Source organism: Shewanella spartinae (assembly GCF_019457555.1).
GTDB classification, from domain to species: Bacteria; Pseudomonadota; Gammaproteobacteria; order Enterobacterales; family Shewanellaceae; genus Shewanella; species Shewanella loihica.
The window spans coordinates 1,967,087-1,982,572 of record NZ_CP080418.1 but is presented as its reverse complement, the minus strand read 5'-3'; the positions used below and the strand labels follow the sequence as shown (position 1 = coordinate 1,982,572).

15 protein-coding genes are annotated in these 15,486 nt (G+C 55.3%); 3 read left to right on the top strand and 12 right to left on the bottom strand.

The annotated features are described in order from the left end of the window. Window positions 1-87: 87 nt before the first annotated feature. The 4 genes from bioD to bioB form a co-directional block, all read right to left on the bottom strand. Window positions 88-801: a dethiobiotin synthase gene (bioD, locus tag K0I31_RS08890; RefSeq protein ID WP_220080584.1), complete on the bottom strand. Its 714-nt coding sequence runs from the start codon at window positions 799-801 to the stop codon at window positions 88-90. Between the two features lie 15 nt (window positions 802-816). Then, complete coding sequence (locus tag K0I31_RS08885; protein WP_220080583.1) at window positions 817-1,683, bottom strand: methyltransferase domain-containing protein; 867 nt, start codon at window positions 1,681-1,683, stop codon at window positions 817-819. 173 nt (window positions 1,684-1,856) lie between these two features. Continuing rightward, window positions 1,857-3,005 carry an 8-amino-7-oxononanoate synthase gene (locus K0I31_RS08880; protein ID WP_220080582.1) on the bottom strand — a complete coding sequence of 383 codons (1,149 nt, stop codon included), beginning with the start codon at window positions 3,003-3,005 and terminating at the stop codon, window positions 1,857-1,859. A gap of 22 nt (window positions 3,006-3,027) precedes the next feature. Then, the gene (gene bioB, locus K0I31_RS08875; protein ID WP_220058374.1) at window positions 3,028-4,080 is read right to left on the bottom strand and encodes a biotin synthase BioB; all 1,053 of its coding nucleotides are present in this window, start codon (window positions 4,078-4,080) and stop codon (window positions 3,028-3,030) included. A 149-nt stretch (window positions 4,081-4,229) separates the two neighbouring features. On the opposite strand from bioB, the gene bioA reads away from it, so the two are divergent. Then, window positions 4,230-5,570, top strand: a complete 1,341-nt coding sequence (bioA, locus tag K0I31_RS08870) for an adenosylmethionine--8-amino-7-oxononanoate transaminase (RefSeq protein WP_220080581.1) — start codon at window positions 4,230-4,232, stop codon at window positions 5,568-5,570. A 159-nt stretch (window positions 5,571-5,729) separates the two neighbouring features. Next, a complete protein-coding gene (locus K0I31_RS08865) occupies window positions 5,730-6,152 on the top strand; it encodes a globin domain-containing protein (protein WP_220080580.1) in 423 nt (140 codons plus the stop codon). A 31-nt stretch (window positions 6,153-6,183) separates the two neighbouring features. Here the strand turns inward: K0I31_RS08865 and oleD are convergent, their stop codons facing one another. The 6 genes from oleD to K0I31_RS08835 all read right to left on the bottom strand — a co-directional run bounded on the left by oleD (window position 6,184) and on the right by K0I31_RS08835 (window position 13,988). After that, window positions 6,184-7,305 (bottom strand): 2-alkyl-3-oxoalkanoate reductase, encoded by a 1,122-nt coding sequence (gene oleD / locus K0I31_RS08860; RefSeq protein WP_220080579.1) that lies wholly within the window; start codon window positions 7,303-7,305, stop codon window positions 6,184-6,186. Between the two features lie 6 nt (window positions 7,306-7,311). Further along, window positions 7,312-9,003 (bottom strand): olefin beta-lactone synthetase, encoded by a 1,692-nt coding sequence (oleC, locus tag K0I31_RS08855; RefSeq protein WP_220080578.1) that lies wholly within the window; start codon window positions 9,001-9,003, stop codon window positions 7,312-7,314. A 54-nt stretch (window positions 9,004-9,057) separates the two neighbouring features. Further along, entirely contained in the window at window positions 9,058-9,930 is an 873-nt protein-coding gene (locus K0I31_RS08850; RefSeq protein ID WP_220080577.1) for an alpha/beta fold hydrolase, read from the bottom strand. A 90-nt stretch (window positions 9,931-10,020) separates the two neighbouring features. After that, on the bottom strand, window positions 10,021-11,070 hold the full coding sequence (locus tag K0I31_RS08845) for a 3-oxoacyl-ACP synthase III (RefSeq protein WP_011865512.1): 1,050 nt from the start codon (window positions 11,068-11,070) through the stop codon (window positions 10,021-10,023). A gap of 310 nt (window positions 11,071-11,380) precedes the next feature. Further along, complete coding sequence (locus K0I31_RS08840; protein WP_220080576.1) at window positions 11,381-12,667, bottom strand: methyltransferase; 1,287 nt, start codon at window positions 12,665-12,667, stop codon at window positions 11,381-11,383. 163 nt (window positions 12,668-12,830) lie between these two features. After that, entirely contained in the window at window positions 12,831-13,988 is a 1,158-nt protein-coding gene (locus K0I31_RS08835) for a chemotaxis protein (RefSeq protein WP_220080575.1), read from the bottom strand. A 161-nt stretch (window positions 13,989-14,149) separates the two neighbouring features. On the opposite strand from K0I31_RS08835, the gene K0I31_RS08830 reads away from it, so the two are divergent. Continuing rightward, window positions 14,150-14,395: a DUF1289 domain-containing protein gene (locus K0I31_RS08830; RefSeq protein ID WP_220080574.1), complete on the top strand. Its 246-nt coding sequence runs from the start codon at window positions 14,150-14,152 to the stop codon at window positions 14,393-14,395. 10 nt (window positions 14,396-14,405) lie between these two features. On the opposite strand, the gene K0I31_RS08825 is transcribed toward K0I31_RS08830, so the two are convergent. After that, entirely contained in the window at window positions 14,406-14,771 is a 366-nt protein-coding gene (locus K0I31_RS08825; RefSeq protein ID WP_258406614.1) for a YajD family HNH nuclease, read from the bottom strand. 130 nt (window positions 14,772-14,901) lie between these two features. Continuing rightward, window positions 14,902-15,420, bottom strand: coding sequence for a GrpB family protein (locus K0I31_RS08820; protein ID WP_220080573.1), 519 nt, complete (start codon window positions 15,418-15,420; stop codon window positions 14,902-14,904). Window positions 15,421-15,486 lie beyond the last annotated feature (66 nt).

Sequence of the window (15,486 nt, the reverse complement as noted above, 5' to 3'; positions counted from 1 at the left end):
TTATTAATAATTACTCCAGCAATCAGAGAGTGGCGTTTTGTTAATCAAAGGCTCTCATTCAACAGGCGCTATTGATGCGAGAGTTGGCTAACCTTGACCTAGTGCCAGCTTGGTAAGATCTAAGTATTGCGCCGCGTTTTGGCTAGAACATTCAGTAAGATGTGGGATGACCCCGAGACATGGGGCGTCCATCAAGGCAGTAAGTGCCGAGAGGTTTTCATCTGTCACCTGCATATCGGGATCGACGCAGTTTGCCACCCAGCCAGCTATCTTTACCCCATCGGCCTGAATCGCCTCTTGAGTCAGCAGTGCGTGGTTGAGGCAGCCCAGCTTAACCCCGACCACCAAGATCACCGGCAGCTGCAAATCGATTGCCACAGTGGAAAGAAAGGCCTGTGGATTAAGCTTACCTTGAACGCGAAGCGCATGGTTAAGCGGCAGCCGCCAGCCACCCGCCCCCTCAACCAAGGCAAAATCCACCTGATCGAATGGCAGCGTCTTAAGGTGAGCCGTGACCAGATCGGCATTAAGAGTCACGCCTACCTGCTTGGCGGCGATATGCGGCGCGATGGCAGGCTTAAAAGCAAAGGGGTTCACTCTTTCATAGGCAAGTTTCACATTGGACTGAGCCATCAATGCCAGGGCGTCGCTGTTTCTCAGCCCTTCAGACGTCGGCTCACAACCCGAGGCGATGGGCTTGACCCCTAAGGTGCTGCCTTGTTTGCTCGCCAGATAGAGGAGTGAGGAAGCCACCAAGGTCTTGCCACTGTCGGTATCTGTGCCGGCGATGAAATAACGCATGAACCCTTTCCTTAACTAGCCTCTGCGGCTCGCATGAATAAATAAGATTTGATAGGTCAAGGGAAGTCCCTCTGGCTGACGCATTGCCTCGGTGCGCTCACAGAGGGCCAACCAATCCTGACGCCCACGAAGCCTAGGTAGCGGCTTACTCACTGAACCCTTTGTTCCATTTAAGCCTACGGTGCCATCTGAGCCTTGGTTGCCATCTGAGTCCTGAGTGACATCTGAGCCTTGAGAGACATCTGAGCCTTGAGAGACATCGCTGCCCATGGCGGCAGAGGCGCCAACCCCCTTGATGGAATAGAGCAGCGTCTTAAGATTGTCGAAATGCACCCGCAGCGGCTCCACCGATTGGTGCTCAATTTGCCAATGGGAATCACTGAACCCATCAAGCAGCGTCTGGGCTTGCTCGAATGCGTTGACCCTGAGCCCGAGCGCGTCGAGTTCAGAAAGACTGCCATCGACGACGATGGCGAGATGGCATTGACCGCCGGGCTTAAGCACCCTGGCAAGCTCACCTATGGCCGTCTTGATATCCCTGCACCACTGCAGCGCGAGGTTTGAGTAGAGGGTGTCTATGCTGGCATCTGATAGGGGCAACGCCTGGGCATCGCCGCACAGCGCCTTGTAGCCAGGAAAACTTTCGAGCATTTGCGATAGCATACCGGGGGCGATATCCAGCCCCAGCACCTCATTAAGATCTGGCGCTGCGGAAAAATCTGTACCTGGACCACAACCGATATCTAACAGGTGTCCGACGGGCGTCATCTTGGCCCTCAGCCTCTGCGCGCTGAGACGCTGCACCTTGTCATGCTCCTGATAGTGCTTGGCCGCCTGGGAGAACTGCCGCGCTATCTTGTCTGCACCAATCGCCTCTTTCATACAGTCTTTACCTTGCACTTTAGGCGCTTGTGTTGGCATTTGTCTTGGCTCTGAACTGGGCATTAGGCTTGGCATCTTGATCGACATATTAGTGGGCACATCTTTGGCTAATTCACTACACACAGAATCAGACTTCCTCTGGAAAAATAAATCACTTTCTAAGCCTGTACCGCTTAATCTTGCAAGGCTTTCTGCAGCTGATCGGCCAGGGCCTCGATATCTGCCTGGGTATGATTCACATTTAAGGTTATCCTGAGCCTGGCGCTTCCCTGAGGCACGGTCGGTGGCCTAATCGCTCCCACCCAGAAACCCGCGGCCTTTAGTTCACGGTTGACCTTGGCAAGCTTATCGATATCCCCCACCAGCAGCGGCTGTATCGGGTTCTGACTGCCAAGCAGCCTAAGCCCCCTCGCCTTCGCGGCCAGCTTAAATGTCTCAATCACCTGAGCCAATCTGTCTCTGCGCTCACCGTTTTTAATCAAATTCACCGCCTTGAGGGCCACATGGGCACTGGCTGGCGACAAGGCAGTGGAATAGATATAGTCCCTGGCATGGGCCACCAGAAAATCGATACAGGTATTTGAGCCTAAAATCGCCGCGCCTTGGCAGCCAAGGGCCTTACCGAAGGTGACGATTTGAATATCACAGCAGCTGGCATCTACCTTTCTGTGCCCGCCCATTGGCAGGACGCCAAAACCGTGGGCATCATCGACGATCAACCAGGCATCATTTGCCTGTGCAAGCTCGTAGAGCTCATCTATGGGCGCAAGATCGCCATCCATGCTGAAGACGCTCTCGGTCACCACCGCCAGCGGCTGATGCTTTTCCACCAGTCGCTTGGCCGCACCAAAATCGTTATGGGCGAAGCGTTTTAACTGGGCGCCGCTTTCCAGCAGACCGTCGATCAGGGAAGCGTGGATCAGCTTATCGGCCACCACCACACTCTCCTTGTCCAGCAGCGTTTTCATCAAGGCAGAGTTAGCGCTAAAGCCGCTGCTAAAGAGCAAGGCCGCCTGATGGCCTGTTGCCTCGCACAGCGCCTGCTCGAGCGCCGCATGGGCATCGCTATAACCTGTGACCAGGGGCGAGGCGCCGCTGCCGACGCCGTATAATCTCGCACCCTCACCAAGCGCCTCGATAAGCTCAGGCGATTGACTCAAGCCCAGGTAATCATTGCTGGCGAAGTTATGCTTGATGCTTCCCTGATGCACTAAACGGTTAGCACCGCCAACCGTCTGCGTGAGCTGCTGACGACGCCTGAGCAGCCCGCTTTGTTCCGCGCGCTGCATCTTGTCATCGATTTTCTGCTGAAGCCGGCTCATATCAACTTACTCGCAGGACGAGTTAGAGCGCCGCCGCATCATAGAAAGGCTGTGAGGCCTTATCTTTAACGGCCTGCGCCTTGGCAAATACCGCTTTATCCTCTTCGACCGTGCCCGCCTTGCCTTGCTCGGGATGAAGCCCAAGGCGCTTAAACAGCGTCATATCTTCATTCTCTTCCGGATTACTCGTGGTCAACAACTTGCAGCCGTAAAAGATAGAGTTGGCGCCGGCAAAGAAACACATGGCCTGTAGCTCATCCGTCATCTTCTCGCGTCCAGCCGACAAACGGACCCGTGACAGTGGCATCACGATACGCGCCACGGCGATGGTGCGCACAAACTCTAGCGGATCCAGATCGTCTAAGTTTTCAAATGGGGTACCGGCAACCTTCACCAACATGTTGATGGGCACAGACTCGGGATGCTTGGCCATGTTGGCCAACTGCTGCAACAGCCCGGCGCGGTCGCTCGCCTGCTCACCCATGCCGACGATACCGCCCGAGCACACCTTCATGCCGGCGGCGCGCACGTTATCCAGGGTGTTGAGCCTGTCCTGATAGGTACGTGTGGTGATGATATCGCCATAGTATTCTGGCGAGGTATCCAGGTTGTGGTTGTAGTAATCGAGTCCGGCGTCGGCCAGATCTTTCGCCTGGGATTCGCTGAGCATTCCCAGGGTCATGCAGGTTTCCATGCCCATGGCTTTCACTTCGCTGACCATATCCTTCAAATACGGCATGTCGCGCTCATGGGGATTACGCCAGGCGGCGCCCATGCAGAAGCGTGACGCCCCTGCGGCCTTGGCGGCACGGGCCTCGGTCAGCACCTTCTCAATCTCGATCAGTCGCTCTTTCTCAAGGCCGGTATCGTAGCGGGCACTCTGAGGACAGTACTTGCAATCCTCTGGGCAGGCGCCGGTCTTGATCGACAGAAGGCGTGAGATCTGCACCTCGTTAGGGTCGAAATGCTGGCGATGAATGCTATGGGCCTTAAACAGCAGGTCATTCATAGGGAGCGCAAAAAGTGCTTCAATTTCATCACGTTGCCAATCGTGACGTAAGGCTATTTCGGACATTGATTACCAACCTTCAAATTGCTATTTTGAGCCGGAATGCTTGATTTCCGGCGACATTTATCTTGCTTAGCATACCCTTAGGCCTTAATCTGTCAACGCCAACCAGTTAAACCGGTTTACTAGCGGTTAAAAATTAATCAGGATTTTTTATGTCTGCGACGACCCAGATCGACCATCAATTCGACCGACAACATATCTGGCACCCCTACACCTCCATGACCCAGGCCCTTCCTGCCTATGGAGTGGTGTCGGCCGAGGGGTGCGAGTTGATCCTGGAAGATGGCAGACGCATGATCGATGGCACCAGCTCCTGGTGGGCCTGTGTGCACGGATACGGCCACCCCTATATCCTGGAGGCGATGCAGAAACAGCTCTCGACCCTCAGCCATGTGATGTTTGGCGGCATCACCCACCCTAGCGCCATCGCGGTGAGCAAGAAGCTGCTTGCCATGACCAGCGAGAATCTTACCAAGGTGTTTTTGGCCGATTCTGGCTCGATTGCCGTCGAGGTGGCGATGAAGATGGCACTGCAATATTGGCAAGGACGCGGCGCGCCAAGCAAGCAGCGAATACTGACGGTAAAGCATGGCTACCATGGCGACACGTTTGCGGCGATGAGCGTGTGTGACCCAGAAGGCGGCATGCACACCATGTTTGGCGAGGCGGTGACTCAGCAGCTGTTTGCCCCCGCCCCCAAGACCCCCTTCGGCGAAACCCTGATAGCAGACGATCTCGAGGCGATGGAGGCACTGCTGAACGCCCATCACCAGACCATAGCGGCGGTTATCATAGAGCCTATCATGCAGGGCGCTGGCGCCATGCATTTCTACAGCGCCGACTATCTGAAAGGGCTGCGTGCCCTGTGCGATCGCTACAAGGTGTTGTTGATCTTAGATGAGATAGCCACAGGCTTTGGCCGCACCGGCAAGCTGTTTGCCTACCAGCATGCAGGTATTGAGGCGGATATTCTCTGTCTGGGTAAGGCGCTCACCGGCGGTTACATCTCTCTGGCTGCCACCCTGTGCAGTGACGAGGTGGCCTTAGGGATCAGCGACTCCCCCTCTGGCGTCTTTATGCATGGCCCCACCTTCATGGGTAACCCGCTGGCCTGCGCCGCCGCCAGTGCCAGCCTGGATCTGATCAATCAACACCAGTGGCCCGAGCAAGTATCCGCCATCGAGCAGCAGATGAAACAGGAGTTAGCGACGGCCAGTTCAATCGAGGGAGTAAAAGCGGTGCGCTGTTTGGGCGCCGTTGGCGTGATTGAGATGACCCGCAGCGTCAATACCGCAGCATTGCAACAGGCGTTTGTGGATCGCGGCGTCTGGGTGCGCCCCTTCTCGAGCTATATCTATATTATGCCGCCTTACACCATTAGCGCGCAGCAGCTTAGCCGCCTCACCCAGGCGATGCTCGAGGTCGCCGCCATTGCGGGGGCTAATGCTAAAGCATCGAGCGACGATGAGGCGGGCTTTATCAGCCACGGATAATCCAGCTCCTATTCTTTTTTGCGGGCGCAAGATTGCGCCCCTGAACTCCCGCTGAGCTATAGTTAGCCAAGGCGCACTGATTCGCTTAAGTCTCAGCGCGCTGATTGGCGCTCCAGCGAATCGCACTCGACAGGCTCAACTCAGAAAACCGGGAAAGCTATGCCTCTCACCGACGAGCAAAAACAGCTTATTCAAAAATCCTTTGCCGAGATCAATCGGCAAAACAGTAACTTCGCTTCGCACTTCTACGATTGCCTGTTCGCCATGGCGCCCTTGATCCGTCCCATGTTCCAGAGCGAGCGGCCGGTATTCGAGTATCATTTCAACGAGCTCATCACCACGGCCGTCGCCAAGGTGCATCAATTTAACGAGGTCAAGCCTAAGCTAGAGGAGCTGGGACGAAAGCATCTGGATTACGGCGTCAATGTCAGCCAATTTGAGGTGGTGCGCGCCGCCTTGTTGCTGTCGATTCAGGATTGTCTGCGAGATGCATCCAGCCCGGCTATCGAGCAGGCCTGGTCATGCTATTACGATGAGATTGCCAAGGTGATGATTGCCGCCATGCAGGAAGCGGCATCCTGATCAGGCTGCCAGCATCTCACCTATCTTAATCTTATACTTTTTCCCGCTTCAGCCAGTCGCTTAACTGTACCATTCCCTCATCGATCGAAACCAAGGGGCGATAGTTAAGGTCGCGCTTGGCCGCAGAGATGTCGAAATAGTGACTGGTAGAGAGCTGTCTGGCCACGAAGCGCGTCATGATGGGCTCATCGCGCTTACCCAGCAGGCCGTAGACCCCTTCTAACAGGGTGCCGGCCAGATAGGCGACGCTGGCGGGTACCCGCTTCTCGACCTTGGGCAGCTCGGCACAGGCCAAGATCTTGTTGAGCATGGCCTTCATGGTGATCGGCTCATCGTTACTCAAAAAGTAACACTTTCCGGCGCACTGCTGCGGGTTTTGCTTGAGGGTCAGGGCCGCCAGAATATGGGCATCGGCCGCGTTGCCGACATAGATGGTATCCACCAGCTTATCGACCTTACCCACCAACTTGAGCTTACCGGCTCGGGCGCGGGCGATCACCCTAGGCACCAGATGAGGATCTTCCGGCCCCCAGATGAGATGGGGCCTAAGGGATACGGTATTTAGCTTGCGGTTAGAGGGAGAAGTAACACTCGACAATGAGGTGCCGTTTGCGGCCGTCACTCTCTGCTCGGCGATCGCCTTGGACTCGCCATAATAGTTAAGGAAACGACTGGCATAGGGCGCGCGCTCATCTATGCCAGATTCATCTTCACCTGCAAAGGTCACGCTCGGGGTACTGGTATAGACGAAACTGTCTATACCATGGGCGACAGCGGCCTTAAGCAGGTTGTCACAGCCCAGCACGTTAGGGGAAAAATAGCTCTCCTTGCTACCCCACACCCCGGCCTTAGAGGCCACATGGAACACCAGGTCGCAGCCCACCATGGCATTGGTTACAGACTCGAGATCGCAGATATCGCCGCTCACCATGTTAACGCCCATGGCCTCGAGCTCGGGATAATGCCCCCTGGCAAAGCCTGTCACGGCGATGCCCGCCGCTATGAGTCGCTGACAGATCGCTTTGCCCAGAAAGCCGCCGGCGCCGGTTACCAAGGCATGGCGGCTAAGGCCCGCCAGCTGAGTCAGCGTTTCAAGCTCTTCAGGGAGCAGATTGACGTTGTCTGTGTGATTAGAATGCTTGGTGATGCTCACGGGCGATCACTCCTTATAGGTGGACTGCGCCCAGACCGCCAACTTCTCTCTGAAGATCTTAGCGTTATGGCGAATATCGACGGGAAAGCCCGGATGGATCAGAAAGCGGGTGATCCCCTGAGTCTGGCTATGGGCCTCGCCCAGCAGCCTAAGCTCGGTATAGAGGGCGGCGGCGTTGCTACAGCTCAGCCCCTGCTCCAGCTCGAGACAAATTAAGGGCTGCATCTCCCCTTTTACCTTTATGCCCACCAAGGCGGAACGCTTGATGTCGCTGTGAGTGTTGTAAATACGCTCGCAGGGGATAGAGAAATAACGCCGCGGCTGACCATCGACCCGGCAATCCACCCTGTGGGCTTTACGACCGCACATCCACAGGCGTCCCTGATTATCGAGATAACCCAGATCCCCCATGCGGTGATAATGCAGCCCCTGGTCATCGAAGATCTTCGCCTGGGCTGTAGCCTTATCGCGCCGATAATAGCTGGCACTCACCATGGGGCCCTGTACCACTATCTCGCCTATCTGCTCCATTGGCAGGCAGAGATCCGCCGACCAAGTTGGGATCTCGGCCTCATCTATGTCGATGATATGCATGCTGACGCCGTCTATCGGCTTGCCGACACAGATGCCGCCGCCATTGTCTGTAACTTCGGTAGTATCAAACAGCTCGTGACTGGTTATCATGCTCAGCGGCAGCGACTCTGTGGCCCCGTAGGAGTTAAGCACGGGCGCATCACTCGTTAGCATCTCACTGAAACGCTTGATCGACGCTATGGTCGCCGGGGCGCCCGCCGAGATCACCCGTTTTAGGCTGCCAAGTTTTACTTTTTGATCCCGTGAAGTGCCCGCCTGCCCCAAGCGCTCGATAAGCGCCGGATTGACGAACATGTTAGTGCAGGCATAACGCTCGATGGCCGCAAAGATATAATCTGGATTGGCGGTGATCGGCTTGCTGGCATCCATCTCTGGCACGATCGAGGCCATGCCCAGCGCCGGACCAAACAGGGAAAACAGCGGGAAGGTGGCGAGATCCCGCTCACCGGGCGCTATCTGATAGTCGTGCTTGAGGGTGCTGATCTGCGCCTCGAACATGCGATGGGAATAGACCACGCCCTTCGGGGTGCCCGTGCTGCCACTGGTAAACAAGATGGCGCACATCTCGTCACAATCGAGCTGAGCCATTGAGAAAGGCCCCTTGCCTTGCCCCAGTTGCTTAAGCTGCTCCAGGCTCGCACCGCCCCACAGCTTGCTGCCGCCGACGGTCACCAGGTGAGTCAGGCTTGACTTGCCCCAACCAAACAGGCGTCTGGCCAGGTGGGCCTTGGGGATCCCGATAAAGGCATCGGGCTCGGCCTCTTGAAAACACTGCTTGAGGTTTTTCACCCCCATGCCTGGATCCACCAAGATAGGGACTATCCCAGCCTTGAACAGGGCGAAGGTTAAGGCAAAAAACTCCAGGCTCGGCGTCACCATCAGCACCGCCTTGGCGCCGCGTTTGATGCCATAGGCATACAGGCCGTGGGCCAGGATGTCGCTCATGGCATCGAGCTTTGCAAAATTCAGCTCTTGGTACTCAAGCTGTTTGCTAAAGACGCCACTGGCCTTTTGTACCGCCACCGCCAGCTCATTAGGGGCCTCTTTGGCCGCCCGGTTGAGATGACGACACAAATTGGCGCCGACTTGAATCGTCTCTGACATCCGCCTTATCCCTTTATAACGTTAATGCGTGACCTTTTTACGTTAATACGTGAGTTAACGTGCCATAAATTGCTGCACCTGGGCTACCACCTCATCGCTGGCATCTTCCAGGATATAGTGACCACAGTCGGCAAACTCATGCACCTCGGCCTCGGGGAATCGACGCTTCCACTCATCGAGGAAGTGTTTGTCGAATACAAAGTCTTTGAGTCCCCAGCAGATCATCATAGGCAATTGGCTAAACTGGCTCAGTTTTTCACTGATCTCGCTCACCAGTTCGTAGTTGCGATCGCTAGGCTTGAGCGGAATATCCTGCACGAAGCGCAGGGTCGAGATACGATTCGCCCAAGAGTTAAAGGGCGCCACATAGGCCTCGCGTATCGCCTTTGGCATAGGCGCTCGCTTCACCCCTACATAGGAGGCGATAGAGGAGAAGGCATTAAAGCCGCGCACTAATACTGTGCCCAGTAGGGTGTTACGACAGATCCACAGCGCCCAAGGAAATGGCTTAGCTTCTGGCAGATGAAAGGCGCCAGTGTTGAGCACCACGATTTTCTTGATCCGCTCGGGATGACGGGCCGCATAGCCCATGCCTATCATTCCGCCCCAGTCGTGAACGATCAGGGTGATCTTCTCTTTCACCTCGAGGTGATCCAGCAAGGCTTCCAGATCGTCGATACGATTCTTCAGGGTATAGTCGTAACCGGCATCGTCTGGTTTATCCGACAGACCGCAGCCGATATGATCCGGCACTATGCACTGATGATTCGGGCTCAACGCCGTCACCAGATTTCGATAATAGAAAGACCAGCTCGGGTTGCCATGCACCATGACCACGGGCTCACCCTGGCCTTCATTCACATATTGCAACTTGTGACCATTACGATCTAAGTAATTGCGTTTAAAAGGAAATAACGAATCGAGCATGGGGGTACCTGTTATGATTATGCGTTAAGTGGGCGCCGCCCCTCGGCGTCGCCCCTATGCTGTGCTGTCAGTAAGAAGATGAAGGACGCTCTACCACTTGAGTCCGAGCATCATGCAGTTGAGGCCGCTGCCTATGCCGAGGAAACTGACCTGATCGCCCTTGCGCAGGAAACCTTGGTCGTGAGCCATAGCTGCCGTCACAGGCAGCGAGACTGTGCCCATGTTGCCGAGTAGCTGATAGGTAGGGAACTCTTTCTCCTGAGGGATATTGAGCGCGCTCAGCACCTGCTTACGGTTCGAGGCCCCCACCTGATGACAGATCACCTTATCGACCTGCTCCACCAGCCAGTTACGCTGCTCGAGGAAGTGCGCCCAGGTATGGCGAGCCAGCTCTACCCCTTCTTTAAGCAGGGCCACGCCGTCGGTGCGCATAAACTCGCGGTATAGCTGAGTGCCCGCTTCCTGTAGTCCCCATTGACAGAGATTATGATGCTCGGGCGCCGAAAGGTGACTCGCCCCAAGCAGCTGATGCTGACGCTCACTCTTAAGCGGCAGGCTGCCATCGGTAAGCAGCACGGCCACGGCGCCAGAGCCACCGGTCAGGGTCGCCAGCGACTGGGCATAATTCTGCATGGTGGGCTCGGCCAGCATGTTATCTATGGTGATATCCACGATATGACGCGCCGACTCGCAGGAAACCACCAGGCCAGCCTTGATCTGACCCAGCTCGATGCGGTTAGCGATATCCAGAATGCCGGACAGCACACCCAAGCAGGCGTTGCTGATGTCATAGATGGCGGTATCCTTAGACACCCCAAGCTCAGCGGCGATACGACAGGCGGTCGCCGGCTCGTGCTGATCGCGACAGACCCCGGTATAGATCACGGCGCCGAGATCGGCCACATCTATCCCCGTCTCCTCGATAGACTTGTGGGCGGCCGCTAGGGCGCCATCGGACAATCTATGCCCTTTTGGCCACCAGCGACGCTCGTGGATCCCGGTCAATGCGGCGAGCTGCCCCATAGGGATCCTGAATTTTTGATACAAGGGAGCTAATCGAGACTCTAACTCTGAAGTCGAAACCACTTCAGGTGCCAGCTCATAGGCCAGACTATTTATAAAAACGCGAGAATATTTCATGAAACCGTTCTGTTTCGCTCATTATATCGGCACTTATTCGGCCAATTTTTATCTTTCAGTGTTAACCCGCCATTTGAGCAAGAAACGGCGAATGATTCAATAAAAAACCGCCATAGGGCGGCTTTTTTCGACATCGATCGGCAAATTTATGACAGCGCCCGCTGGTTTCATAACTCAGAGCTAAGTGCCTGAAAAGCTCGTCAGCCGATTCTTGGTTCGTTAAGTGGCTAAAAAAGCGACTCTGGCAGTACTCATCAGACAAGCACCAATCTTGCGGGTGTGAGTCTGACAGTCGCTAATCTGGCAAACTCTATTCTGGCAATAAATGGCTTGGCAGGCGAGCCAGGATCAAGCCGTTTCTAGGCGTCACCTCGAGATCGCAAAAGGCGCCTAGGCTCACCTCATAGCCCTGCTCCTGCAGGAAACAGACTCTGTCGAGCAGCAGCCAGAGCTCTAAGGCCTCACGAAACAGGTGCGCAGCCAGATCGATGCGCCGGGTCAGGCGTTGGCGCTCGAACCCTTTTGCCAAATAGCCTTGATCGTCCCACTGCTTGGGCAGTTTGACCTGTTTCTGCTCTGCTGCCCAGGCACAAAACTCCCTGAAGCTACCGCTCAGTTGGCTCTGCTTCACCGCCGGTATCGGCAGGTAGTGGCAGTTGCCGGTCACATCCCGTTGCAGGCTATCGAACCCCAGGCGCCAGGCCACCTCTTTAAGACGCAGCGCCCTCGCCTTAGCATTGGCGATGACAGAGCGTTGCAGGGACAGCTGCAGGTCGTGTTTACTCAGCAACAGCGGGCTCTTATGGGCGAGGCTCGACAGCGGCTGGTAGTGACTGTCACTGATCAGATGATAACAACAGGGCGCCACCGCTAAGGCGCGGGTTCTCGCCTTGGCCGCGCCGCGCAGCAAACTGAGATGCAGCTCGCCGCAGGCATGCAGGGCGACCGCCTGCTGGTCCCGTTTAAGCAGCTGTTGGGCAGATTCTGACAGGGCATCGCCGCAGACAAAACGCTGGGGCAATTGCCACTGATGAGCAAACTGCGAACCTGCCTCACACAACCCCTGCTGCCACTCGAGGCTCACAACAGTGCGTGATTGCCCCTTGGCCAGTAGACGCCCCAGATGCCCCTTACCGGCGCACCATTCCAAGATCTCATCATCTCCTGGGGTAACTCTCTCGGCAAAAGCGAGGATCTGCTGCCACTTACGCCCCTTGATGTGGGCGCTAAAATGCCCAAGTTCACTCTCGGACAGCCCCGCACAGGCCTCATCGGCGCTATGCTCTGCTAAATTTGCAGGTGCTAGATCAGAGGGCGCGAGCCCTGCGACGAGGGTTTTAAGTAAAGACAAGGGCCAGATTATGCCCCTAGCGGCGAGATCCGCCTCGAGTGCGGGCGCGAGGCGCGCGTGCAGCACTATGCTGTCGCTATCCAGACTATCGAGTTCTTCGTCATCAAGCTGCCAGAGTAGCTCGGCGAGTCTTGGAAACTCATCCTGCCAGGGCAAGGCCTCCGCCTCGAAGGCCTTAACCTGCCACAGCGCGCGGCTGCTACTTAGCAGGTCATCTAAGGAAGTAAACTGCTTGGCATAGGACATCTGGCTCCTCGACACTTTCTGCGGCACTCTTCAACAAAATATAAGGCTAAAAACAAACGCCGGCGATGATCGACCGCCGGGCGTTAATTGTCAACCAACTTAGGCTGCGACTTAAGTTACGACTTAGGTTACGACTTAGGCTACCGCTATAGCGACATGCATCTTAAGCCTGCAACTTTTTAAGCGCCATGCGTTTACCCAGCCAGACCCCTAGCCCCAACGGGGCGAAGAAGCAGACCACGAAGAAGAGCACCAGATAGAGGATCAGGCTCTTTAGGGTCTTGGTCAGCTCGCTAAAGGCGCGCTCGACCGCATGCTGGCTGATGGTATCGAGTTCCGCCGCGGCCGCTACTCGCTGCCGGTTCACCATCTCTTCCAGGGCCAGGCGCTCCTGCTTCACCATCTGTTCCAGCGCCTCGCGCTCGACGGAGAGCTTAGCCAGCTTGTCGTCGGTGGACTCGCTAAGCTGCGCCAGCAGCGGGGTCAGCTCGCGGCGCAGATCCACCGCCAGAGTCTGCATCATCTCAGGGCTCTGGGCCATTAACTGCTGAAACTTGGCCGAGGTATCGCTGATGCTCTGCAGTGTCTGCTGCACAGTCTCAGGATTGATGTTGGCATGCAGGGCATACAGCTCCGCCTTCCAACCCAGGATCTTAGGCGTCTGCTCGGCGATCATCGCTATGCGGTCTGACACGTCACTCATCACCTCGGGGACAGTGCCAAAGGTAGTAACCGCCTCAAACTCGCTGATATTGCGATAGGCCAGCCAGTCGTTAAAGGCCGAGTGACGGGCGAAACTGAGATCGGTAATAGGGTTCTTCACCACATAATCTAAGATAAAGGCCTGATATTGCTCGAACTCGTTTGGCTTTACGAAGCCTTTTATGGAGCGCTCAAAATCTGCCTGCAACACCTTGCTGACCTCGATGGCGATTCTTTGCTGCTCGCCAAACAGCGTCTGACCGGCGCCGCTCTCGAAAAACGCGCTCATCTGCGCCGTCAGCGTCCAGGTATCCACCATGGCCGCGACGGGTGATGCCTGAAAGATCGCCCGCTGCAGCGCCTGTTCGCTGTTAATCTTCCACATTAAGACGTTGGATTTGATCGCCAGATCATCGCCTTGGTTTAGTGCAATCTGATCCGCCCCCTGCTCCACCTTGGCATAGAAGGTGTGGCTAAAGTCGCGGCTAAAGACACGCATGTTAAGTTGTGCCTGCGGCAGCGGCTCTATGCCGCTCTCGAGTTTAATTTCCAGTAACGAACAGGCAGACAAACTCAACATGCCGATCACCAAGAGGACAGATCTGTATTTCAGCCCCATAACAATACCCCGTTAAAATTCACAACCATTTGAATTTAAATGACTAATAACCAGATGCTAGCACCATTAGCCAAGGCGCACCAGCATGCCCCCGGGTTGAACCCTCACCTTAGCTACTTTAGAATGCCGCCAAGATCACAACTTGAGTATAAACAGTAAAGATGCAATCACCCTGCGTAGCCCGCTGCGGCTTAAACGAAGAAGATATCTGTATGGGTTGTTTTCGCCATATTGACGAAATTGTCGGTTGGGGCCAGGCAGACGAGGCTCGTCAGGCAGAGATTTGGGACAATGTGAACAGGCGTAAACAGCAAGGAAAAAGCGGTGAAAACCAGCAGATCATCAGCCGTCAGAAGTGGCTAGAGGCGGAGCAGCGTCTCGCAGCGCAAGACGCCGATATCGAGTAAATCCTAAGACTTACTTCTTATTCATCATATTCTTAAGTTCGGCGAAGGGATTATAGGTCGCCGCTTCTACCTGAGTCTCACTCGTCGGTCCGTACTGGATCAACTCTTCATACTTGGCATGTTCGTTATCATGGCAATAGAGACAGAGTAGCTCCCAATTGGAACCGTCGCTGGGGTTGTTGTCATGATTATGATCCCTGTGATGGACCGTCAGTTCCCTGAGATTGGAGTGGGTAAATTCGCGGGTACAACGTCCGCAGATCCAGGGATAAAGTTTAAGCGCCTTTTCGCGATAACCAGACTCACGCTTGGCCTTATATTCGCGGGCCTCTGCCAATACTTTATCTAATTTACTTTGACCTTGATGGGTAGACATAAGCTCGTCTCTGTTCTTGCCCCCATGGGGCGACTCGATTTACTGGCAATATACCCATAGTCGCAGCAAAAGGGAATCTAAGGCGCAAATCATACTAAGATGTGTTGCATTTCGATAGTTTGAATAAAGATTAGACCTTCTCATACCAGCAAAGTGCCAAGGCCAGCGTCTCTTGTATAAACCCCTCCTTTGCCGCCATATAAGCCTCGCTGTCATGGTGGCAGGCTTTCGCCGCGATACGCTTTAACTCGGCATATTCATCCGCCTTGTCTGGATGTGCTATCAGATAGTCACGAAAGGCACGGTGACAAGTCAGCTCTATACTTCCCGACTGAAACACATGCAGGTGATGGCTGCGCTGCACTCCCCCTTTTTGAAAATAACGCCGACCGGCAATGCCATGCTCGCCCCGCGCCCGGTAACCCAGCTTGGCAAGCTCGCTACTTTTGGCATCGAGCACATCCAGACGCTCTACCTCGGCTAAGATATCGATAATGGGTTTGGCCACCAGTCCCGGCACAGAGGTACTGCCAATATGCTCGATAGTGATGACCCCATCGCCCAGCACGGATTGCAGCAGAGCCTTCTCCGCTTCAAAGACCCGTGGCCAATGGTCTTGGTAATCGAGCACCTCAATGATCCGGCTCATCTCAACGACTCCAGACTCATGCACTCAAAACCATTGGTATAAACAAAGCCGGTTCAAACAACGGGC

What these genes read in the sequence shown, in the direction of transcription:
- bioD (WP_220080584.1), bottom strand. Translation starts at nt 801, where the DNA reads ATGCGTTATTTCATCGCCGGCACAGATACCGACAGTGGCAAGACCTTG.
- K0I31_RS08885 (WP_220080583.1), bottom strand. Translation starts at nt 1,683, where the DNA reads ATGAAAGAGGCGATTGGTGCAGACAAGATAGCGCGGCAGTTCTCCCAG.
- K0I31_RS08880 (WP_220080582.1), bottom strand. Translation starts at nt 3,005, where the DNA reads ATGAGCCGGCTTCAGCAGAAAATCGATGACAAGATGCAGCGCGCGGAA.
- bioB (WP_220058374.1), bottom strand. Translation starts at nt 4,080, where the DNA reads ATGTCCGAAATAGCCTTACGTCACGATTGGCAACGTGATGAAATTGAA.
- bioA (WP_220080581.1), top strand. Translation starts at nt 4,230, where the DNA reads ATGTCTGCGACGACCCAGATCGACCATCAATTCGACCGACAACATATC.
- K0I31_RS08865 (WP_220080580.1), top strand. Translation starts at nt 5,730, where the DNA reads ATGCCTCTCACCGACGAGCAAAAACAGCTTATTCAAAAATCCTTTGCC.
- oleC (WP_220080578.1), bottom strand. Translation starts at nt 9,003, where the DNA reads ATGTCAGAGACGATTCAAGTCGGCGCCAATTTGTGTCGTCATCTCAAC.
- K0I31_RS08850 (WP_220080577.1), bottom strand. Translation starts at nt 9,930, where the DNA reads ATGCTCGATTCGTTATTTCCTTTTAAACGCAATTACTTAGATCGTAAT.
- K0I31_RS08845 (WP_011865512.1), bottom strand. Translation starts at nt 11,070, where the DNA reads ATGAAATATTCTCGCGTTTTTATAAATAGTCTGGCCTATGAGCTGGCA.
- K0I31_RS08840 (WP_220080576.1), bottom strand. Translation starts at nt 12,667, where the DNA reads ATGTCCTATGCCAAGCAGTTTACTTCCTTAGATGACCTGCTAAGTAGC.
- K0I31_RS08835 (WP_220080575.1), bottom strand. Translation starts at nt 13,988, where the DNA reads ATGGGGCTGAAATACAGATCTGTCCTCTTGGTGATCGGCATGTTGAGT.
- K0I31_RS08830 (WP_220080574.1), top strand. Translation starts at nt 14,150, where the DNA reads ATGCAATCACCCTGCGTAGCCCGCTGCGGCTTAAACGAAGAAGATATC.
- K0I31_RS08825 (WP_258406614.1), bottom strand. Translation starts at nt 14,771, where the DNA reads ATGTCTACCCATCAAGGTCAAAGTAAATTAGATAAAGTATTGGCAGAG.
- K0I31_RS08820 (WP_220080573.1), bottom strand. Translation starts at nt 15,420, where the DNA reads ATGAGCCGGATCATTGAGGTGCTCGATTACCAAGACCATTGGCCACGG.